This is a genomic window from Paenibacillus sp. NPDC057886, assembly GCF_042796655.1.
Classification (GTDB): Bacteria; Bacillota; Bacilli; order Paenibacillales; family Paenibacillaceae; genus Paenibacillus.
Genome location: NZ_JBHVMZ010000002.1, coordinates 278,205 through 299,558 on the forward strand (window position 1 = coordinate 278,205; position 21,354 = coordinate 299,558).

The 21,354-nt window shown below is 48.8% G+C and carries 16 protein-coding genes and 1 riboswitch; of the genes, 11 read left to right on the top strand and 5 right to left on the bottom strand.

All coding sequences use genetic code 11. The features are described from left to right. Positions 1 to 15 precede the first annotated feature (15 nt). Positions 16 to 1,662, bottom strand: coding sequence for a cellulase family glycosylhydrolase (locus tag ACFVQB_RS08375; protein ID WP_379436914.1), 1,647 nt, complete (start codon positions 1,660 to 1,662; stop codon positions 16 to 18). Positions 1,663 to 1,964: 302 nt separating this feature from the next. On the opposite strand from ACFVQB_RS08375, the gene ACFVQB_RS08380 reads away from it, so the two are divergent. Beyond that, positions 1,965 to 2,978: a LacI family DNA-binding transcriptional regulator gene (locus tag ACFVQB_RS08380; protein ID WP_379436917.1), complete on the top strand. Its 1,014-nt coding sequence runs from the start codon at positions 1,965 to 1,967 to the stop codon at positions 2,976 to 2,978. A 48-nt stretch (positions 2,979 to 3,026) separates the two neighbouring features. Here ACFVQB_RS08380 and ACFVQB_RS08385 read toward each other — a convergent pair whose 3' ends face one another. After that, a complete protein-coding gene (locus ACFVQB_RS08385; RefSeq protein ID WP_379436920.1) occupies positions 3,027 to 4,664 on the bottom strand; it encodes a hybrid sensor histidine kinase/response regulator in 1,638 nt (545 codons plus the stop codon). A 374-nt stretch (positions 4,665 to 5,038) separates the two neighbouring features. On the opposite strand from ACFVQB_RS08385, the gene ACFVQB_RS08390 reads away from it, so the two are divergent. The 3 genes from ACFVQB_RS08390 to metE all read left to right on the top strand — a co-directional run bounded on the left by ACFVQB_RS08390 (position 5,039) and on the right by metE (position 10,544). Beyond that, positions 5,039 to 7,000, top strand: coding sequence for an anaerobic ribonucleoside triphosphate reductase (locus ACFVQB_RS08390; RefSeq protein WP_379436923.1), 1,962 nt, complete (start codon positions 5,039 to 5,041; stop codon positions 6,998 to 7,000). Beyond that, complete coding sequence (gene nrdG, locus ACFVQB_RS08395) at positions 6,997 to 7,506, top strand: anaerobic ribonucleoside-triphosphate reductase activating protein (RefSeq protein WP_379436926.1); 510 nt, start codon at positions 6,997 to 6,999, stop codon at positions 7,504 to 7,506. Before ACFVQB_RS08390 ends, nrdG begins: the two co-directional genes overlap by 4 nt. Before the next feature lie 268 nt (positions 7,507 to 7,774). Next, a riboswitch (cobalamin riboswitch) is annotated at positions 7,775 to 7,975 on the top strand. 220 nt (positions 7,976 to 8,195) lie between these two features. Continuing rightward, positions 8,196 to 10,544: a 5-methyltetrahydropteroyltriglutamate--homocysteine S-methyltransferase gene (gene metE / locus ACFVQB_RS08400; protein ID WP_379436929.1), complete on the top strand. Its 2,349-nt coding sequence runs from the start codon at positions 8,196 to 8,198 to the stop codon at positions 10,542 to 10,544. 143 nt (positions 10,545 to 10,687) lie between these two features. Here metE and ACFVQB_RS08405 read toward each other — a convergent pair whose 3' ends face one another. Further along, positions 10,688 to 13,507 carry a glycoside hydrolase family 3 C-terminal domain-containing protein gene (locus tag ACFVQB_RS08405; RefSeq protein ID WP_379436932.1) on the bottom strand — a complete coding sequence of 940 codons (2,820 nt, stop codon included), beginning with the start codon at positions 13,505 to 13,507 and terminating at the stop codon, positions 10,688 to 10,690. 410 nt (positions 13,508 to 13,917) lie between these two features. Between ACFVQB_RS08405 and ACFVQB_RS08410 the strand changes: the two genes are divergently transcribed. The 5 genes from ACFVQB_RS08410 to ACFVQB_RS08430 all read left to right on the top strand — a co-directional run bounded on the left by ACFVQB_RS08410 (position 13,918) and on the right by ACFVQB_RS08430 (position 18,316). Further along, positions 13,918 to 15,432, top strand: coding sequence for an FAD-dependent oxidoreductase (locus ACFVQB_RS08410; RefSeq protein ID WP_379438070.1), 1,515 nt, complete (start codon positions 13,918 to 13,920; stop codon positions 15,430 to 15,432). Positions 15,433 to 15,706: 274 nt separating this feature from the next. Further along, the gene (locus ACFVQB_RS08415) at positions 15,707 to 16,033 is read left to right on the top strand and encodes a PadR family transcriptional regulator (RefSeq protein ID WP_379436934.1); all 327 of its coding nucleotides are present in this window, start codon (positions 15,707 to 15,709) and stop codon (positions 16,031 to 16,033) included. Then, positions 16,030 to 16,617, top strand: coding sequence for an HAAS signaling domain-containing protein (locus ACFVQB_RS08420; RefSeq protein WP_379436937.1), 588 nt, complete (start codon positions 16,030 to 16,032; stop codon positions 16,615 to 16,617). The genes ACFVQB_RS08415 and ACFVQB_RS08420 overlap by 4 nt, the downstream gene beginning before the upstream one ends. A 2-nt stretch (positions 16,618 to 16,619) precedes the next feature. After that, positions 16,620 to 17,522, top strand: a complete 903-nt coding sequence (locus tag ACFVQB_RS08425) for a DUF4097 family beta strand repeat-containing protein (RefSeq protein ID WP_379436940.1) — start codon at positions 16,620 to 16,622, stop codon at positions 17,520 to 17,522. Positions 17,523 to 17,596: 74 nt separating this feature from the next. Next, positions 17,597 to 18,316 (top strand): 3-ketoacyl-ACP reductase, encoded by a 720-nt coding sequence (locus ACFVQB_RS08430; protein ID WP_379436943.1) that lies wholly within the window; start codon positions 17,597 to 17,599, stop codon positions 18,314 to 18,316. 220 nt (positions 18,317 to 18,536) lie between these two features. Here the strand turns inward: ACFVQB_RS08430 and ACFVQB_RS08435 are convergent, their stop codons facing one another. Continuing rightward, positions 18,537 to 19,085, bottom strand: a complete 549-nt coding sequence (locus ACFVQB_RS08435; RefSeq protein ID WP_379436945.1) for a helix-turn-helix domain-containing protein — start codon at positions 19,083 to 19,085, stop codon at positions 18,537 to 18,539. Between the two features lie 42 nt (positions 19,086 to 19,127). After that, the gene (locus ACFVQB_RS08440) at positions 19,128 to 19,493 is read right to left on the bottom strand and encodes a glyoxalase superfamily protein (protein WP_379436948.1); all 366 of its coding nucleotides are present in this window, start codon (positions 19,491 to 19,493) and stop codon (positions 19,128 to 19,130) included. 226 nt (positions 19,494 to 19,719) lie between these two features. Between ACFVQB_RS08440 and ACFVQB_RS08445 the strand changes: the two genes are divergently transcribed. Together ACFVQB_RS08445 and ACFVQB_RS08450 are read left to right on the top strand one after the other, a co-directional pair. After that, positions 19,720 to 20,394 (top strand): alpha/beta hydrolase, encoded by a 675-nt coding sequence (locus ACFVQB_RS08445; protein WP_379436951.1) that lies wholly within the window; start codon positions 19,720 to 19,722, stop codon positions 20,392 to 20,394. After that, complete coding sequence (locus tag ACFVQB_RS08450) at positions 20,394 to 21,164, top strand: DODA-type extradiol aromatic ring-opening family dioxygenase (protein ID WP_379436954.1); 771 nt, start codon at positions 20,394 to 20,396, stop codon at positions 21,162 to 21,164. Before ACFVQB_RS08445 ends, ACFVQB_RS08450 begins: the two co-directional genes overlap by 1 nt. The last annotated feature ends 190 nt before the right edge of the window (positions 21,165 to 21,354 follow it).

Here is a 21,354-nt window from a genome sequence, read left to right on the forward strand (position 1 = left end):
GGACGCCAGTTTGGCTTAGTTAGCTGTTACGATAAATTGTTCCCATGCTCCACCCACAGCGTTACGATTGGCGTACAGCACACCTCCGTTATTCAGATCCGCACTGACATATTTACCGTTCGCCACGGATTTGAAGGCAACCAATCCCCCGCCCAGATCTTCACGGGTAAACTTCTCCCATGTCGAAGGGTATGTGGCCGAGGCAATCAAACGCCCGCCGTTATTCAGATCAGCTTGCACATATTTGATGTTGCTCATCGACAGGAAGGATACCGTTCCATCCGAATTTTGGATGATCTTGAACCGCTCCCAATGTCCGGCAGTATCCCGATTGGCTACCAGTGAATCTGCACCGCCATTCTCTGCGCTGACAAAAGTGCCGTTGGCGTTGGCTTTGAGACTGGACCATGTCTCTGTAAACGGAGCCGTTCCCGTATGTTTCTTGACCACATTCTGGAACGAAGTATTAGAGGCAAAGTTCGCCGTTGTGAACTTGCTCCATTTTGAAGCAATCGTTGCCGCGCTGTCCGTATTCAGATTCGGTGCCGGATTGTTGTTATTATTGTAATAGCCCCAGGTTCCGCCCCCTTTAACCTTATAACTCCAGTTCGTCCATGAAGCATTCAGTGCATTCAGACCGGACAGCCACTTCTCGGTCAGATCATCCTGACCAAACGAGAATTCGCCTGCTAACACCGGGACGTTCCAATTCTTCTGATAGGACGCCATATCCTTCAGCCAGCGATCCATCTCCGAATTGGTCAAATCCCAATTGTTATAATCCGTGAATTGATAATGGTGCGTCTGATACATCACATTCGTCCAGCCATAGGTTGTTGGTGGTGAAGCTGCCCACCAGTCGAAGAATGCCGCGATAATGATCATGTGATCAGCATCCTTGGCACGGACGGCTTTGTACATCCGGTCATAGAAATCCATCTTTTGCTTGATTTGAGCTGCATTTTCACCCGTTCCCATGGTTACCAGAGGTTCATTAAGCAGGTCGTACGCGGCAACAGTTGGGTTGCCTTTGTAACGTGTTGCCATCCGTTCCCAGATCTGAATAGTCCAGTTCTGGTATGTAGAGTTGGTCCATAGTTGGTTGGAATTCTCCTGACCGCAGGAGTGCCATGGACAGGCTGCTCCCGGAGCCCCGTGCAGATCAAGAATCACATATAAATTTCTTTTGCCCGCTTCATCAATCAGCCAATCCAGCTTGCGGAACGTAACCGAATCAGGTTTCATGACACCGCTGGTGTTCATAAAATCCTCCCAATAGATCGGCACACGCACAACATTCATGCCCCAGTTCTTGATGTTTTCCAGATCGCCAGCCTGAATCCAGTTGTCCTGATATCCATTGATCAGGCTCTGTGCACCCGATTCTCCAAAACGATTCGTCAACGTGCGACGCAGCGTGTACTCATCTACCGCCCCGGATGGCGTCATCCATTCTTCCTGCAACAGCCAGCCACCCAAATTTGTTCCCCGCAGATTTACCACGTTGCCTGTACCCGAATTTTTACGAACAACCGTCCCATTAGCCTTCAGGAAATCACCTGATCCAAAAGCCGCGCTGGCCTTCGGTGAACCTACGGCCGAAGCCAGCAGTCCCAGCAGCAGACAGCTGCACAATAGCATGATAGTGCTCTTCTTCAACATGTTGACGCCTCCCTTAAATGGTCATATCTTGAGGTATGACTGAACCAGGATGCAGCACGCACGACGGGTAACGGTAATGCTATAGAAACAGCGGGTATACGAGGGTAAGATCCATGGATGGCTCCGCTATTATCACAACTGAAGGGTAATGAAATCGATTACATTTTATTCAATATTAAGCCCTTTATTCCTCCACTATCCCCAATTATTGTTTCAATCGGTTATAACTTGTAATCGTTTTCAATTGGAATTATAATGAATTTGAATTAATTGTCAATCACTTATTTGGAGTTGTGAAGAATATGGATGTCAAAATCATTGATGTAGCTGCCATTGCAGGCGTGTCCCCGGCAACCGTATCGCGGGTCATTAATCAGCACAGCAAAGTTAGCACCAAGACCAAAGATAAGGTGATGCGCGCCATCGAGCAATTGGGGTATCATCCCAACGCAGCAGCCAAGAACCTTCGTTCACAGAGAACCATGACCATTGGCGTCATCGTTCCGGATATCAACAACTCCTATTATGCGGAAATTATCAAAGGCATTGAGAACATCGCCTACGCCCGCCATTACAAGGTCATTATATGTGATGCCCATAACCTGAAAGAGCGAGAAGTCGATTATCTCAATTTGCTGCTGGATCGGACCATTGATGGTGTCATCATTATCACTCCCATGCTGGCGGATGAGGAATTATTCCAGCTTGCAGATAAGGGGTATCGCATTGGCATCGTTGGCAAATATATCGAACATGATCAGATCCCGTGTATATACACGGACAACGTGAAATTCTCCCAGGAGGTTGTTCAGCATCTAGTTGAGGCCGGACATCGAAATATCGTTTTCTTAAACGGTTATCCTGAAGCGATAGATAGCTATGAACGGCTTGAAGGCTATTTGAAGGCCCTGCGCAAACATCAGATTCCGTTCCGTCCCGAGCTGATTGAGAATGGGAACTTCAACGAGGAAGGCGGGTACGAGGCCATTAAAAGACTGTTTAACAAAGGCTTGTCCTTCACCGCTGTGTATGCGGCTAATGATGAAATGGCGCTAGGCGTGTACAAAGCATGTACGGAATACGGGATACGCATCCCCGAGCAATTGGCTATCGTAGGTGTGGACAACAATAGAATCAGCAAATACATCCATCCTACGCTAAGTTCGGTGAACCAGCCCAAGTATACGATGGGGGCCATTCTTATGGAGAAGATGATTGACACGATGAATACGAATGAGTTTCAGGACAAACGTGTATTTAAAGTCGACTCGGAGCTGCTTGTTCGAGGATCCTCTTCTTTCAAAATAACAACATAAAGCGCACCCGTGACAGGTGCGCCTAATTTAATATATTTTCTCATGTTCTTAATGCACAATGATGCTTAACGCATTCAGCAAATCAGCCTGCTTCACCGGCTTGGTCAGGACCGCATCGAAGACTTCCGCTTCATGCGGATCGATATGCATGCCATACGGAATCAGAACAATGACCGGTGAATCTGTAACCAGACGTTTCAGCTTGTGTACAAAATCCACAGCACCACCCTCCAGCAGTCCCATATCCACAACGGCCACATCAGGCTTAAAGCCCTCCTGAATCCAGTCGTACGCTTCGGTCGTAACCGAGGTCATATGCACATCCATCTCCCATCTGCGCATCAGTGAAGAGGCCCCTTGCAGAATGTCAGGGTCCTTGGCAAGCAGCACCTTTTTGCCCTTCAGTCGATGCTGAATACTGGCAAGCTGAGGCAGTTCCCAATGTCTGCGGAGCGGCAGCCTGATCTCAAATTCAGTCTCCCTGTCCCCCATGCCATGCACCTGAATACGGCCGTTCATAAGGATGGCAAGGTTCTGGCTAACCGCCAAACCGAGATTGGTTCCCACCAGCTTCTGTGTACTAATATTTCCGTCCAAATTGTTAAATGATCTACGCTTATTGTCCGATGACAACATGCGTCCGGTGTACTTCACATGGAGTTGAAGCGTACCCGCTTCCTCTGCATCTCCACCAACTACAGTTGCCGTAACCAATACCGAGCCTGTCCGTGTTGAATCTAGAGCATACTGAATGACATGGGCCAATAGTTGTCCGATCTTAATTTCATCCCCAACGAAAACCTGGGACACATTCAGATCAAGGTTCAATCCCAGCTCAATGTTCTTGCTCAGCGCCAGTCCAGCATAGAGATAAACGGTATTCTCAATCGTGGCTACCAGATCAAATGGATCATCGTGTACGACCGTTCGGCCTGCGTCATTGACGTTAAAACTCATCATGTTATTCAGCAGGGAGAGCAGAATGTTACCGCTGGTTTCAATCATATTCACATATTCTGTCTGCTCGTCCGACATATCCGGTGTGCGCATCAGGTCCGTTAATCCCAGAATGCCGTTCAGGGGATTACGAATCTCGTGGCTCATCAGCGACAGCATCTGCGTTTTGGTCATCGCCTCAGACTCCGCACGTTCCTTCTCTGCCTGCAATTGCTCTTGCAGTTGCTCCGAATCACTCAGCTTCTGTTCCTGAACTTGCAGCGTATCTTCCAGATCCACGACATACCCGAGAAAAACGGCCATCGCTTGCAGTGTTTTCATATCCGTTTCACTGATCACATAATCAGGATCATCCATCAGACAGATTGTGCCGAACGTTTCCCCGGACCTCCGCATAATGGGAATCCCCACAAAGAAACGATTGCCCAGTCCGCTTGTTACGTCCATGGATTTCGTAAGGGGATGTTCACATGTATCCGTGATGATCAGACTGCTGCCCTTATCTCTTAATACCAGGCTGCAATATGACGCTTCAAATGGAAGTTCACTACCTTTGGCAATCAACTCTTCCTCGCGGTTAAAAGCCTCCATAATAACATTGGTCACGCCATCATTCGTAGCAACGAAGATGGTGTTCACCTTTAAGATTCCGCTTAATACGTCTACAATATGGGACGCGGCTTCCTGTATATTTTCATAGAAGCCCCTTGTAATGCTTACCGTTCCCATGACTCACCCCTCTTGTCTTAGCTGCATTTCAAATCCGTATTCCACAGTATGATTCAATCGATTAACGAGGGTTCAAAAGTTCCGAAACAGCTGTCACAACCTATACATATATAAGGTTTTCTATCCTTGTTTCAAGCATCGTCAACTGTACTTGCATGGTAAATAGAAATTATACGCTTACCCTCCAGCTTTGAAAACCTTTATCATTCAGGGCTATAAATCACGACAGTCGATCAACCTCTCACATGTGATCATTATCACACCCAAATAACAATATATAGTTTATAAATGGATAAAGAAACTCTACATGTAGTGTTCAATGATTGGACATTATCCCTATACAATTTCAATTTCATTATTTAGGAGGAACCGATATGAACATGCTTGAGTATGCCTCTCCACCGGCATCCGATCTGCTATCTGACCTGGGAAGACGAATTATTGGTGCTGAAGACGGAGATACGCTGAGGGAGAATGCCAATCTGAACGGAGACTCGTTCAGCGGCAAGATGAGCAGGCTCGGTTCGGAGACCGCCAAATGGCATGCTCTGCGTCATGTGCTGCCTCACGAGCTCGCTGTATCTGTGGAGAACGGAGATCTGTATGTACACGATCTGGATCAATATGCTCTTGGAACGACCAACTGTATCTTTATCCCGTTTGACCGGCTGCTGGCTTCCGGATTCAACACCGGCAACGGTTCGGTTCGTACACCACAGACGATCATGTCTGCCATGGCACTCGTCGCCATTATTTTTCAATCCCAGCAGAACAGCCAGTACGGCGGCGTATCCGCCAATAAAATCGACTGGGATCTCGCTCCTTATGTGAAGCGTTCGTTCCGTAAGCATTATCGGAAGGGACAACGGCTGTTTGGGGAGAATGACCGAATTGACGATGAGCAGCTGCATCTGGATAGCGATGAAGCAAAGGAGAAGTGTCCTCGAACCTTTGCCTTTGCCTGTGAAGAAACGGAACTGGAGACTGAACAGGCTGCGGAGTCCCTGATTCATAACCTGAACACCATGAGCAGCCGTGCTGGCGGACAGATTCCTTTCACTTCACTGAACTACGGACTGTGTACTTCAGCCGAAGGTCGGCTCGTGTCCCGGTCGTTGCTGGAAGCGACCATTCGTGGACTCGGTAACGGGGAAACTCCCGTGTTTCCACAGCATATTTTCCAGTGCAAGCAAGGAATTAACCAATCTGAGGGAGATCCGAATTACGATCTGTTCCGGCTCGCTGTGACCTGTTCCTCACGGCGCATGTATCCGAATTTTGTCAATGTGGATGCTTCCTTCAACCTGCCCTATTATCAACCGGAAGATCCCGATACGATCATTGCGACGATGGGATGCCGGACACGCACACTGGCTGATCGCTTCGGACGCAATCGTCAGAGCGGCAAAGGGAACCTGTCCTTTAATACCATCAATCTGGTCAAGCTCGGCATTCGATATGGGATCTGCCAGGGAACAAGAGCCATCGCTGACCGGGCGGGCTTCTATACGGCATTGGAATCCGTCATGCACAATGCTACGGATGGACTGCTGCACCGGTATCGAATTCAGATGAACCAGCCTGCCAAAGCATCGGACTTCATGATGCGGGAAGGAGTGTGGGAAGGTGGTGAACAATTGGCTCCGAATGAACCGGTAGCCGACCTGTTGAAGCATGGTACGTTATCCCTTGGTTTTATCGGGCTTGCTGAATGTATGACCGCTCTATATGGCCGTCACCATGGACAAGACCTCCATGTACATCGTGAAGCTCTAAATGTTATTCGTACGATGAGAGAGTTCTGTGACCGGATGAGTGAGCAGCATAACCTGAATATCACTTTATTTGCTACGCCCGCCGAGGGTCTATCCGGCAAATTCACCAAGATTGATCGTGAGCGATACGGCAGCATCGTTGGGGTCAATGACCGGGAATACTACACCAATTCATTTCACATCCCGGTCTATCATACCCTTCCTGCCTATCGTAAGATTGAATTGGAAGCTCCCTTCCACTCATTATGTAATGCCGGGGCGATCTCTTATGTCGAACTCGACGGGAATGTAAGGGCCAATACCGCAGCTTTCCAACGAATCGTGCAATACGCGCTGGCCCAGGACATCGGGTATTTCTCCATTAATCATCCGATTGATCGCTGTCCTTCCTGTGGCTATGAGGGCGTCATCGGAGATGTATGTCCTGGATGTGAAGCTCATGAAAACCACGTGCATTTCCAGCGACTGCGCCGGGTGACGGGATATCTGACCGGTGACTATAAAGTACGCTTCAATACGGCGAAGCAGGCCGAAGTGCGAGACCGGGTGAAGCATCGGTGAATCTGTATGGTTATATCCCGGAATCAGTGAATGAAGGTACGGGCCTGCGTGCTGTGTTGTTCATCAGCGGATGCCGACATGCCTGTCCGGGCTGTTTCAGTCCCGATTCGTGGAGCTTCCGGGCAGGTGAACCTTTCACGGCGGAGCGGCAGCAGCAGATTTTACATGAAGTGACTTCGCACCCCTTGCTGGAAGGGGTTACCTTATGCGGGGGTGATCCTTTTTTCTCTGCCGCAGAGTGCACCTCCTGGGTTCGGCAGCTTCGGACCGCTCGGCCTAATCTGACCGTATGGGCCTACACGGGGTTTGTATATGAAGAGCTGATTACAGACCCGTCACGGGCGGAGTTATCCCGGCTATGCGACGTCATTATCGATGGGCCTTATATCGCAGCTGAGCGTGATGTGTCTCTTCCTTTTCGCGGCAGTCGTAATCAGCGCATCATCGATGTGGGTGCAACGATGGCTGGCCAGACAATCGTTACCATGCAGTTAGATGCATGGTAACGGTTTTTTTATTGGGTTGAATCAAGCATTAGCGTGGGCGATGATTGGGTTCATTTTAAGGAGTTTTTTTAAGAATTCAATCTGGCAATAAACCAAGGTTTCATAGGGTTCTATTTTATTTCCGATCGGATTAATGTTATATGTTGCAAGCCCGTAGGTTATCGTCTATGATTGGTAGCATAAGAGCAAGTATACGACGATTGCATCATTATACAATCTATCCTATATGCTTGGTCACCAATTTCATAGCCGGAGATGTGTACGCACATTTCTGCACACGGAAACAGGTGCCGACCGCGCTAAACGCGTGGTCAGGCTTAAAAGGGAAGCACGGTGTAAGTCCGTCGCGGTCCCGCCACTGTAAACGGGGAGTCTGTACATAAGCAATCCACTGGTGTATCCACCGGGAAGGACATGTACAAGACCATGATCCGTAAGCCAGGAGACCTGCCTGTTTCGACAGCATCGCATGACCTACGGAAGATAGGGAGGTGTTAGAGCAACCGCTACAACTACTTATAGCAGGTGTTCTTTCCCATTCTATCTTTGTGCACAGTCGTCAATCTTGATGCCTGTTTCTCGGGGTATGGAATCGGAAAGAATGCCTTTTTTTGATGCTTTCAAATGAAACACACCACAATAGCTTCAACTTGATGAGTTTATTTATTATAAATGAGGAGGAATTTTACATGTCGCAATCACAGCAACAACAGGCACAAGTACTGACAGGCAACCTCGGTTACCCCCGCATCGGTGCGGGACGCGAATGGAAAAAAGCACTGGAGTCCTTCTGGGCCGGTCGAATCGATGAATCCACGCTTCATCAGGAGCTAACCACGCTTCGGTTGCAGGATCTGAAGAAACAGCAGGCACAGCAGCTCGATCTGATTCCTGTGGGCGACTTCTCCTACTATGATCATATTCTTGACGTATCCGCGATGTTTGGCGTCGTTCCTGAGCGTTTTAACCATTCAGGCGGACCGGTATCCGTATCTACCTACTACGCCATGGCCCGGGGTAATGATCAGGCAACCGCCTGTGAGATGACCAAGTGGCTGAACACCAACTATCACTACATCGTACCTGAGATTCATAATGACACTGCATTTGCATTGCTTGAAAATAAACCCCTTGCCGCCTATCGCGAAGCGAAGCAGGAGCTTGGGCTGGAAGGTAAACCGGTCGTTGTCGGCCCGTACTCGTATGTACGGTTCGCCAAAGGCTATGACGCGGAGCGCTTCGCAGAGATCGTCACACGCCTCGTTCCAGTATACGGCCAGCTTCTGTCCGAACTACAAGCAGAAGGCGTACAGTGGGTACAGATCGATGAGCCTGCTCTGACGCTGGCGGTCTCTTCCGAAGATGAAGCCTTGCTGCAACAGGTGTATGCTGCCTTGGCACAAGCCGCACCGGAATTGAAGCTGCTGCTTCAAACGTACTTCGAATCGGTGGAAGCTTATCCGGTCGTGACAGCACTGCCTGTAGCCGGAATCGGCCTGGACCTGGTCCACGGCTATGAAGGCAACCTGGCCAGCCTGCGGGAGTATGGCTTCCCGCTGGATAAATGGTTGGGCGCCGGTGTCATCGACGGGCGCAACATCTGGCGCGCCGATCTCGCGGAGACGGCGAAGCTGCTGGAGCAGGTGGCTGAATTCGCAGCCGAAGGCAAGCTGATCATTCAGCCTTCCTGCAGCCTGTTGCATGTACCGGTTACTGCCGCTCAGGAGAGCGCGCTTGATCCGGTACTGCGCAATGCCCTGGCCTTTGCCGACGAGAAGCTGGAAGAAATTGCGACGCTCGGCACGTTGTTGTCCGGCGGTGCGAAGCAGGCGGACCAAGCAGCGGCTTTGGCTGAAGCCAGCCGCCGCGCCCAGGCGAGCACCGAAGCGGTGCGCCTGCTGAGCGTGTCCGAATCACGGACACGCCTGAGTGGTGCGCCTGCAGGGGTGCACGCTGACGAGCAGCTGCTTCGCAACGCGTCATTCCAGGAGCGACGCGAATTGCAGCAGCAAAAATGGTCGCTCCCGCTGCTGCCAACAACAACCATTGGCAGCTTCCCGCAAACGGCAGACGTGCGCAAAGCACGCGCACTCTTCCGTAAAGGTGAATGGAATGCGGAGCAATATGACGCTTATGTGCGTGAACAGATCCAGGAATGGATTACCATCCAGGAGGAAATTGGTCTGGATGTGCTGGTACACGGTGAGTTCGAACGTACCGATATGGTCGAGTTTTTCGGTGAGAAGCTGACCGGATTCGCCTTCACCAAAAATGGCTGGGTACAATCCTACGGCTCACGCTGCGTGAAGCCACCTGTAATTTACGGAGATGTGCTGTTCAATGAACCGATGACGGTGAAAGAAACGGCGTATGCCCAGACACTGACCAACAAACCTGTGAAAGGCATGCTCACAGGCCCGGTAACGATTCTGAACTGGTCCTTTGTCCGCTCGGATATTCCACGCAGCGAAGTATCCTACCAGATTGCTCGCGCCATTCGGGACGAGGTTGAAGCGCTCGAGCAAGCAGGCATTGAGATGATTCAGGTTGATGAGCCAGCTCTGCGTGAAGGACTTCCACTCAAACGAAGCAAGTGGGATGAGTACCTGCAATGGGCCGTGGAATCCTTCCGTTTAGCTACTGCAACCGTAAAACCAACAACGCAGGTGCATACCCACATGTGCTACTGCGAGTTCGATGATATTATTGATGCCATCAGCGACTTGGATGCAGATGTTATCTCGATCGAAACATCCCGTAGCCATGGGGAACTGGTAGGCAGCTTCGAGCAGAATACGTATGACAAAGGCATCGGACTCGGTGTATACGACATCCACAGTCCGCGTGTTCCAGGCAAGGACGAGATGTTGAATATGATTGAGCGTGCACTTCAAGTACTGCCAGCAGATCTGTTCTGGGTGAACCCTGACTGCGGCCTGAAAACACGTGGTAAAGCCGAAGTCGTAGATGCATTGAGCATCATGGTAGACGCTGCTCGTACGGCAAGAGAACGGGTAACCGCTGACTCCTCAATCTAATCCGCGTTTTAGCTTTCCAATAGTTAGATTACAAACAAAAAGGGAAGTCCCAGTCATGACATGACAAGGACTTCCCTTTTTAGCGTTATTTCTTGTTTAACGAACCGGGCACATGCTATTAGCTGCAATTTCCATAGGTCGACTTAACGAATCTCGAAATGGCTGACACGGACTCCTGCGGACAACACAAGATAAACATCCTGTTGACCTGATACGCCTTGAAGGTCTGCCTTAACCGTGGACCACTGCTGTGCCTCACCCTGTGCCAGTTCCACGCGTCCTGCCAGTGTACCGTCAGGTGCGCCCAATCGAACTTCCAATGCCGCATCTGCCTGTTCTGCCGATACACGAGCTTCAAGCGCTGCTGCTCCGCTGCCAAGATCGGCATCCTTGAAGGCAATCCATCCTTGCTCTCCAATCACACGGACAGAAGTTCCGCCTTCCTTGCTCTCATCCAGATCCACACCAAAGTATGAATCGTAATTCTCAGCGCGAGTAGCCACACCAAGGTTACGTGAAGGAATGGTTTCCCCTTGTACCGTCAGGTCAGCAACAAGCTGAACATCGGCGGAAGATTTGCCCACCATAATGGAGTACGTGCCGCTTTCGACCACATAACGATCACGGGTTACATCCCAGATCGCCAGTTCTTGAACTGGCAGTGTGAAGCTGACTTTCACTGTAGCCCCAGCTTCAATATGAAGACGACGGAAACCTTTTAACGTTTTGAGTGGACGTTTCACACGGGACTGTCCGGCACGCACATACAACTGCACAACCTCATCACTGGCGATCGTTCCTGTATTCGTCACGTCCACATGCACAGTGATGGTCTCATCCACTCCAGCCTGAGCCGGATTCAGCTCCAAATTGCTGTATTTAAACGATGCATACGTTAATCCATGTCCGAATGGATACAGTACATCACCTTCAAAATACTGATACGTACGTCCCGATTGAATGATATCGTAATCTCTGATATCGGTCAGCTGATCTGCGGATTGTACCCACGTCATATTCAGGCGCCCTGCTGGCGCATAATCGCCATATAATACGTCAGCCACAGCGTTCCCCAACTCTTGCCCTGCATGGGATGTATACAATACAGCCGGGATGTTCTCCTGCACCCAGTTGGACGTGAACGGGTAGCTTCCCACGATAACTACAACGGTATTCGGATTCACTGCATACACAGCTTCAACCAGACGCTGCTGGGATTCTGCCAGATCCAGACTTGGACGGTCGATCTCTTCTTTACCATTCACAAGCGGATTGTTGCCGACAAATACAATTGCTGTCTCCGCTTCCTTCGCCGCCGCTACCGCTTCTTCCAATCCATTCACCACAATATCCTTTTTGAACGTTTCCGTAGCACCGAAAGATTTCAACTCTTCGGATACCGCAAACGCATCGCTTTCACCATTGGGTGCCGTTACTGTTTTACCGTTCCAGGTGGTCAGCCCCACGCTTCCGTCCTGTTGTGGCAACAGATGGAATACTTCCTTCACAAACCAGCCATATACTTCATCCGCCGATGCCGTAACCGTTTCTTCGTCCGTCGTCAGGTATTTGCCATTACTGTCCGCTTTCAGCGTGTAACTGCCAAATCCCCAGTCACTCAGTGTAAATGTCTCGGCATCTCCTGCAGCAATGATGGATGATTTCTCATCTCCAGCCAGTCCGACAGCCTTGCCGCTTGCCACGGAGGTCAATGTAATGCGGTCATTACCATCCTTGAATGCAACCTTATCGCCGCCTACTTTGCCGCTGATCGCTTCAAGCGGGGATACGCTATATGGCATGGTGCCTGCATACCAGTCACGATAGACTGTTCCGCCCAGTTGACCAATAACAGCCACTTTGCCGGATTTCGTTTTATCCAGTGGAAGCGTGCCTTTATCATTTTTGAGCAATACAACTTGTTCTCTCGCTGCTCTCAATGACAGGGCCTTCGCCTTCTCCGTCATCATCGCTTCTTCGCCAATCGAAGCATATGGATTGCCCTCAGCCGGATCGAATTCACCCAGACGGAAACGCACACGGAACGTATTGAACAACGCCAGATCGATATCTTCCATCGTGAGTGTGCCCTGCTCCAACCCTTCACGCAGCGCCTGCTTCGACAGATCCGCATCATCGGTAATGCTGTCAATACCGGCTTTGACGGACTCGACTGTTCCTGGTGTGTGCGAATCATAGTATTTATGATCGTTCTTGATCCCCATGACATCCCCTGCATCACTCACGATGAAGCCATCCATGCCCCATTCGCCCTTCACAATCTCGTTTACAAACGGATGCAGCAATGCCGGTGTACCATTAATAGAGTTGTATGCGGTCATCATGGACTGCGCGCCGCCCTCTTTGAACGGTTTCTCGAACGCCTTCAGATAATATTCACGCATGTTGCGCGGATCAATGCTAGATGAACCACTGCCACGGTCCACTTCATTATTGTTTGCAAGGAAATGCTTCAATGTGGCAACCGCCTTGTAATACTTCGGATGGTCGCCCTGGATTCCCTTAACCAAGGCCGTTGTCAGCTCAGCAGTTAGTTCCGGGTCTTCACCATAAGCTTCTTCGTTCCGACCCCAACGCGGATCACGCTCCATATCAACCGTAGGTGCCCACAGAGTCAGACCGTTTACTGCTGGATTGCGTTTGTAAAATACACGTGCCTCGTCTCCGATCACGGAGCCGATCTCTTTCATCAGGTCCGCATCCCAAGTACACGCCAGCCCTACCGGCTGCGGGAAGGAAGTAGCTTCGCCAAGCCAGGCCAGACCATGGGCTGCCTCTGTGCCGTGTTTATATGCTGCAATACCCAGTCGTTCTACTGCGGGTTGGTATTGCAGCATGGATTCGATTTTCTCATCTTCTGACAGACGGGACACGAGGTCCTTTACACGTGTATCCAGTTCGAGCGTTGTATCCTGGAAAGGATATTTCGTTTGGTTGGTCATGATATGGAATCTCCTTTAGACTTTCGATGGTTTATTTGGAATGATAGCGGATACATAATACATAAATTAATACGATGTAAACTTGATGTATACGACCTCACGATTCGAAGATTTAACCTTTTAGAACAAGCACTTTATGAGCCATCGTTAACTCTTCTTTTCATTTACTAAAACGGTTTCGATAAATCTATCATATAGCATATTTAGCAAGAAAAACAAGGGTGCTTCACAGGAAAATGTGAACTTTCCTCAGGAAAGTATGAGGACAATCGTTTTATTCTGGCACAGTATGGTAATCATGGATAGGAGTATAGATATGACGTACTTATTGAACTAAGCATAGTCCTTAATGAAGAAGAATATTGAAGGAGGAAAATTGAGTGAGTGAACATCAACAGCCCCCCACGGGTATGCCTTCCATTCCGGAGTCGCTGTGGAGAGCAACAAACACATTCAATGAATATCCGAAACTGACAGAAAATACAACCGCCGATGTAGCCATTATTGGTGCAGGAATTGCAGGTATCACAACAGCCTATTTGCTGGCCCAGGCAGGAATGCGTGTAGTCGTGCTTGAAGCCGGAAAAGTACTGGATGGCACAACCGGCCATACAACAGCCAAAGTATCCGCGCAGCATGGCGTGATATTTGATGAATTGCTTCATCATTTTGGAGAAGAACAGGCCCGCATGTATTATGAAGGCAATGCAACAGCCGCCAAGTGGATGCGTGATCTGGTAAAAGAGAAACAGATTGATTGCCAGTGGGCTGAGGAAGATGCCTATGTCTACATTCAATCCGAGGAGAATCTCAAGAAGCTGGAGATTGAGCTGACTGCCTATGGCAAGCTGAATATTCCTGGTCAATGGGTTGATCCCCTTCCAATCGCCGTCCCATCCAGGGCAGGTATTAAGATGCCGGGACAGGCTCGCTTTGACCCGCTCCGTTATTTACATTACCTGCTGGAATCCACAGTCAAGCAAGGTGTCCGCATCTACGAACATACAACAGTAACCGATGTGGAGGAAGATGCCTCGCTACATGTGCGGACATATGAGAATGGTCCATCCGTAACGGCCGAACATGTCGTTGTAGCCTCCCATTTCCCGGTCTATGACCCTGGATTTTATTTTTCAAGGCTGCACGCTGAACGTTCCTATGCTGTTGTTGTTGAACCTCAGAAACCTTTCACCGGTGGCATGTATATCTCTGACGATGAACCCTATCGTTCCCTGCGTACTGTCATTCATAAAGGGAAGGAACACATCCTCTTTGGAGGGGAAAATCACAAAACTGGACAGGGCATTTGTACCGTCGGTCATTATGAAAATTTGGAGCGCTATGCTGCCGAAACATTTGGCATTCGCAACATCCCATTCCGCTGGTCTGCTCAGGATCTGATCTCCATCGATAAGGTCCCTTACATTGGGCCAATTACTGGACGACATGAACGTGTCTATGTGGCTACTGGCTTTGCCAAATGGGGGATGACCACAGGAACGATGGCTGGACATATCCTTACAGACCGGATTACCGGACGGGACAACGCTTACGCAGCAGTATTCGATCCTGCAAGATTCAAGGTAGACCCTGGTATGAAAAACTTCCTTGTAGAGAATGTCAATGTAGCTGCGGAACTGATCTCTGGCAAAGTCGGCATTATTCACAAAAAGACGGGAGAACTCGGCAACGATGAAGGGGCTGTCGTTCGCCATGACGGTAAACGGGCCGGCGCCTACAAGGACCCCACTGGAAAACTCTTTCTTGTGGATACCACCTGCACCCATTTGGGATGTGAAGTGGAATGGAATGCTGGAGAACGTTCCTGGGATTGCCCTTGCCATGGCTCACGCTTCAATTACGCAGGCAAAGTCATTGAAGGCCCTGCCGTTAAAGACCTTAAAATGCTGGAAGCACAAGAATAAACTAAGCTGATACCCCCATCGTTGTATACCTTCATCCCATAGACCCGGATCGGAATCCGTCTGCAGACGGAAGTAACCGATTCGGGTTTTGCGTATGCTGATCTATAGATAAATTAGCGAGAAAACGAAGTTAGTTCAACTCAGCGGGACATCGAGATACGGAACTATTTTAAAATCACTACCTTGCATTAAACAGTACCGGATGCTATGATGAATTCACGACTACTGAACAATACACACTAGTGATTGGATAAAGCAACAAGGAGGAACCCAAGTGAATGTTAATATTCAATTCAAAAAAGGGGTGCTGGAACTATGCGTCCTCGTGCTGATCAACCGCCAGGATCGTTACGGCTACGAACTGGCTCAGGCCGTATCCCAACATATTGAAGTGGCGGAAGGCGCGCTATATCCCCTTTTGCGGAGATTGGTCAATGACGGCTATTGTTCGACTTACCTGCAGGAATCCAGTGAAGGCCCACCACGTAAGTACTACAAACTGTCTGATACCGGCCGTGACTATATGAAGGCCCTTACGAATGAATGGAATAGTTTTGTGCGCAATGTCGCAAATCTTATAGAGGAAGGTACCCCCCAATGAATAGACAACAATTCATGCAGGCAATGGAGATTCATCTAAGACCGATGGACCGGCTGGAACGGGCAGAATTGCTCGCTGATTATGAACAGCATTTTGAGATGGGATTGAGAGAAGGAAGATCGGAAGAAGAGATTGCACGTGAATTGGGGCATCCGATCGAGATTGCAAAAGAAGCGCTCGGTGATCGGTATGATGCACAGACGCCAGGATCTGATCCGTTTTATGCACCAACATTCGAAGAAATGCGTTCACAGCAAAGGGGAAAGCGAGCTGCACGCAACTTCTTCACGGCAATCGGACTTTTTTTCCTGAACATCATATTGGCCATTCCGCTAGGATTGACTTTGTGGTCGGTATGGCTCACAATTGCCAGTTTGTCGTTGCTGGTATTAGCCCCGGTTGCTGCTGCTGTGGATTTCTTATATCTCGGTCATTTCGAGTATTCTGAATTGTTCGTTTCGATTGGAGTATTCGGTATAGGCATTCTATTCGCCATTGCGACAAAATGGGTTTTTAAAGCCTTTAAGTTGATCACTCTTCAGTATATAAGATGGAATCAAAAGACGATGAAAGGAGATGCCTAATTATGAGCACCAAAAAATGGATCGCTTTAGCCATACTATGTATTGGCATCGGTTTGCTCGGAACCTCCATATACGGAGTTCAGTTCGGAGACCAGAGAGAACACTACTCCAAACGTTGGGAATTCAAAAATGATGAGCTGCACAACATCAGGATGAATGCCAACTTAAGCGCAGATATTGAATTCGTGGTCAGTCCGGATTCCAATGGCTACATTGAAGTCGACGGGAAGTGGGACCCGGCCGTAATTGAAGGTTTTGAACAGGCCTCGATCACGGATGGAACCTTTACGTTAAACCAGAAAGAGCGCTTGCGTTTGCAATTCTTCACCCTTTATTGGAATAATCAGCAGCAAACGATCACGGTTGCGCTACCTGAAGGACATCAGCTGGACGAAGTTAACATCGTCTCTTCTTCCAGTGATCTGGATCTGAAGGGCCTGCATGCCAATACCTTGGACCTTAACAATACGTCTGGAAGCATTCACCTTCAGGACATTACCGTACCAACCATTCAACTCGATCTAACTTCAGGAGACATTAAAGCTGCGGCAATTGCGGGAGATATGGAAGTCAAACAAACTTCCGGAAGTTTCACGCTGAATGGCATTGATGGCGATGTGACCCGAAGTGTACAGTCGGGAGATACCAAAATTACGCAATTGAACGGTGCAGCAAATGTTAAGTTCACTTCTGGTAGTGTGAAGATCGAGCAAGAAGTCTCCGGTCCAATTGATGTATCGGGACAGTCAGGAGATATTTCCATACAGGCGGCGCCCGATTTTGACGGAATTTACGACGCACAGGCCATTTCCGGTGATGTAAATATACCTGATTCCCCAATGGTAAGCCGTGAGGTCATCAAAGCTCGCACTACCTCAGGCAGTATCAAAATCAAACAATCATGATGAAGCAAATATTCGAACTGTGGGTAATATAGTATAATTAAATGCTAGTCCAATTCTAAGGAGGAGTTACCCACATGGAACTTAAAAATAAAACGGCTGTCATCACTGGCGCCGGTAAAGGTATTGGCCGCGCCATTGCTGAAGCACTTGCCAAGGAAGGTGTACATCTCGGACTTATCGCTCGGACAGCCTCCGATCTGGAGGCTCTCCAGCAATCACTGAGTCAGGAATATGGTGTAAAAGTAACCAGTGCCATTGCGGATATTTCCGATCGTACCCAGGCCGAAGCAGCTGTAGCTGCCATTGAGATGGAGCTTGGTGCAGTCGACATTCTGATCAACAATGCTGGTATTGCAAGCTTCGGCACACTGCTGGACATGAACCCGGAAGAGTGGGAACGTATCCTGCATGTTAATGTCATGGGTACATACTACGTAACTCGTGCTGTACTGCCAAGCATGATTAAGGAAAGCAGCGGCAGCATTATCAATATCGCTTCCACCGCAGGCGAGCGTGGATTCGCTACAGGCTCTGCTTACTGTGCTTCCAAATTTGCACTGCTCGGCATGACCGAATCCCTGATGCAGGAAGTGCGCAAATCCAATATCCGGGTTACTGCGTTAACACCAAGTACAGTGAACACGGAACTGGCAACCAATGCCGGACTGAAAATTGGAGACGAAGACCGCATGATGCAAGCGGAAGACGTAGCTGAACTGGCTTTGGCAACACTCAAACTGTCGGACCGTGTATTTGTTAAAGCCGCAGGCATCTGGACAACTAATCCACAGTAAGCAGGAGTAGTCAGACCATTTATAAAGAACAATGAATGACGGAAGCAACTATTTCTGATGATGCAATCCGTCGCCATCCGGCCGCCCGAGAAACCTCTGGGCGGCCTTTTACATATTCAGCAGCCGCCATCATGTCCGAATACGATTCATCACGCTGATTCTCTATCCTTATGATTAATGCAGCGTTACTTCTCTCCTTCTCCATTCCACTATCCTCTGTTTATGCGTTCCACAAATGGTCCAGATCCAGCTCCTTGGACACGGCGATCAGCACCACTGCTGGCTCCTCACCAATGTTGGTCACTTCATGAGGAACGACGGCATTCCAGCTGAATGAATCTCCCGCTTCCAGAATCTCCACATCCTCACACTGCTCTGCGCGAATTCGGCCTTGCAGAACCAGATGACTTTCTTCTCCGGCGTGCTTATTAACTCCAGTCGATGCACCTGCCGGCAGCTCCACAATGGACATCCGCATGGCGCCCTTTGCCGTTAGATGCTGTACCTTGATCTGCCCGCTTCCGGCAGTTGTCTCCTTGCGCTCATCCTTTCGCACCACGTTCATCCGCTGCTCCGGTGACAGCAGCAAGTATGGCAGTGGCACTTCCAGATATTCCGCAATACTTTCGAGCGTAGCGATGGACGGTGATGTTTTATTATTTTCCACGTTGCTGATAAACCCCTTGGACAGCCCCGTACCCTCGCACATTTGCATGATGGTGATTTGTTTTTGTTTGCGGATCGTACGAATGGCTAGACCAATATCCATGCTGCAATCCTCCCCCTTTGATCTGTATATCCAATACCCAACTTATTTTGCGTTAGGTTCATAAAAAACAATGCGGTTGCCAAACGGATCAATCACTGTCATTTCCCTTAGATTCCACGGTGTGTCGGTAATGCCAGGTCTGGAATGCTTGTACTTTTTCCGATTGAGCACCTCACATAAGGCATCGAGCGCATCCGTTTCTATTCGTAAAGCCGCTCCAGGAGTACAATCGCCATGATGCCCAGATAGATGCAATGGAATGGAATCCAGAGATACCTGCATATATAGCGGCAAATCTGACTCAAACCGATGTTCCCAATCCAATCGAAAACCCAGATATTCCAGGTAGAACTCTTTCGCCTTGTCTTCATCAAAGATCCTCAGAATGGGCACGATTCCTTTAAGCATAATGATCACGTCCTTGGGAGTAATATGTGGAATACTTTGGCGATCCGCCTGCTACATCGTTATAGAGCATTATAGATTTCTTATACGGAAACATATTTTCATAATACAAAAAAAATATTGACCCTACAATGGAATCATGATAAATTTTGTTCATAAATAAGAATATTAATTTCATATTAGTGAACTTTATTTTTGATTACTCATTTCTTATCAGGTGGTGGTTGCATTGAATTATTCATTGACTTACGAGGTTCGGCTTCCTTCCAATTACAATACAGAACAACAATATCCCGTTATCTTTGCCTTGCATGGCATGGGTTCAGATGAACAGGATATGCTTCGCTTAATGGAGCCTCTTCAGTCCGATTTTATTATCGTCGCCGTACGAGGCCCTATTGTTCAGGGTAGCGGCTACGCCTATTTTCAAATTAAGAGCATTGGCAATCCCGTCCGTGAGTTGTTCGACACCTCTGTTCAGGGACTGCAACAGCTAATGGTTGACTTGTCCGCCAAATATGCCATTGATCCCGCACGGCGTTATATCGCCGGGTTCAGTCAGGGAGCCATTATGGCGATGACGCTCTCGCTGATTATGGGAGATGCAATCAAGGGAATTGTAGCTATGAGTGGTTACATTCCGCAATTTGTAAAAGACGAATACAAGATACAGCCCAACTCGGAGTTATCTGTATTTATATCGCATGGCGATCAGGATCATCTCTTCCCGCTGCGACTTGGTGAAGATAACGCCAGCTTTTTCCGTGAACAGACCACTAACGTTACGTACGTTCCATATCACGGTGGACACCAAGTCACCCCCGACTTATATCAACAATTTCAACAGTGGCTTCGGACGGATGCCAAGCTGGCTGTCGAAGATCAGAAAGGACTGAATTCATAATGATGCCATCCCTTTTTATCGCTCACGGTGCACCATCACTCGCACTGGAGGAGAATGCATACACTGAATTTCTGCAAAAACTAGGACAGGAACTGCCAAAACCCAAAGCAATCGTATTGTTCTCTGCTCACTGGGAATCCACAACTCAGTTGGTTTCTTCGGTAGCGAATTACGAGACCATCTATGATTTTGGCGGCTTCCAGCCAGAGCTGTATCAGATCAAATACCCTGCTCAAGGACATGAAGAGACAACAGCGGAAATTCAGCGCCTGTTCGCGAATGCTGGTATTCCGGTAGAAAGTGACTCCGTTCGTGGTCTGGATCACGGTGCTTGGGTCGTCCTTCGTCTGCTTTATCCGAATGCAGACATTCCGGTCGTTGCGTTGTCTGTGAACCGTTATCTGTCCAATGAACAGCAGTATCAGGTAGGACAAGCGCTGGCTACTTTGCGTGAGCAGGATGTTCTCGTCATTGGCAGTGGTGGAACAGTACACAACCTGCGTCAGTTAAACTGGGAAAGCGCAGGCGTTGACCCTTGGGCCATGGCGTTTGACAACTGGCTGCATGACAAACTGGTGAGCTGGGATACAGCGTCCCTCTTTGCCTATGACAAACTGGCACCATCAGCCCAAGCAGCCGTGCCTACGCCAGAGCATTTTGTACCATTGCTGCTCGCCATGGGTGCGGGAGATCAGAACAAGCAGGCATCACTCCTGTTCAAAGCCTATCAGTATGGCAACCTAAGCCTGTCTTGCTGGAAATTTGATTGATACATTGATATAACAATTTATATAAAAATAACGAGACACCCGTGCGAACTCGCACGGGTGTTTTTAGTGATATGACCTTTTTTGCATAATGCTGGGAGTTGTAAAGCAAGCTATAATAACATTTAGTGGAAATGACTAAGCTGTAATTAAGGAATACTCTTTCTACACCTATCACATCTTTCTGGGAGGA

What these genes read in the sequence shown, in the direction of transcription:
- ACFVQB_RS08430 (WP_379436943.1), top strand. Translation starts at nt 17,597, where the DNA reads ATGGAACTTAAAAATAAAACGGCTGTCATCACTGGCGCCGGTAAAGGT.
- ACFVQB_RS08385 (WP_379436920.1), bottom strand. Translation starts at nt 4,664, where the DNA reads ATGGGAACGGTAAGCATTACAAGGGGCTTCTATGAAAATATACAGGAA.
- ACFVQB_RS08405 (WP_379436932.1), bottom strand. Translation starts at nt 13,507, where the DNA reads ATGACCAACCAAACGAAATATCCTTTCCAGGATACAACGCTCGAACTG.
- ACFVQB_RS08450 (WP_379436954.1), top strand. Translation starts at nt 20,394, where the DNA reads ATGATGCCATCCCTTTTTATCGCTCACGGTGCACCATCACTCGCACTG.
- metE (WP_379436929.1), top strand. Translation starts at nt 8,196, where the DNA reads ATGTCGCAATCACAGCAACAACAGGCACAAGTACTGACAGGCAACCTC.
- ACFVQB_RS08440 (WP_379436948.1), bottom strand. Translation starts at nt 19,493, where the DNA reads ATGCTTAAAGGAATCGTGCCCATTCTGAGGATCTTTGATGAAGACAAG.
- ACFVQB_RS08425 (WP_379436940.1), top strand. Translation starts at nt 16,620, where the DNA reads ATGAGCACCAAAAAATGGATCGCTTTAGCCATACTATGTATTGGCATC.
- ACFVQB_RS08420 (WP_379436937.1), top strand. Translation starts at nt 16,030, where the DNA reads ATGAATAGACAACAATTCATGCAGGCAATGGAGATTCATCTAAGACCG.
- ACFVQB_RS08375 (WP_379436914.1), bottom strand. Translation starts at nt 1,662, where the DNA reads ATGTTGAAGAAGAGCACTATCATGCTATTGTGCAGCTGTCTGCTGCTG.
- ACFVQB_RS08410 (WP_379438070.1), top strand. Translation starts at nt 13,918, where the DNA reads ATGCCTTCCATTCCGGAGTCGCTGTGGAGAGCAACAAACACATTCAAT.
- ACFVQB_RS08390 (WP_379436923.1), top strand. Translation starts at nt 5,039, where the DNA reads ATGAACATGCTTGAGTATGCCTCTCCACCGGCATCCGATCTGCTATCT.
- ACFVQB_RS08380 (WP_379436917.1), top strand. Translation starts at nt 1,965, where the DNA reads ATGGATGTCAAAATCATTGATGTAGCTGCCATTGCAGGCGTGTCCCCG.
- ACFVQB_RS08435 (WP_379436945.1), bottom strand. Translation starts at nt 19,085, where the DNA reads ATGGATATTGGTCTAGCCATTCGTACGATCCGCAAACAAAAACAAATC.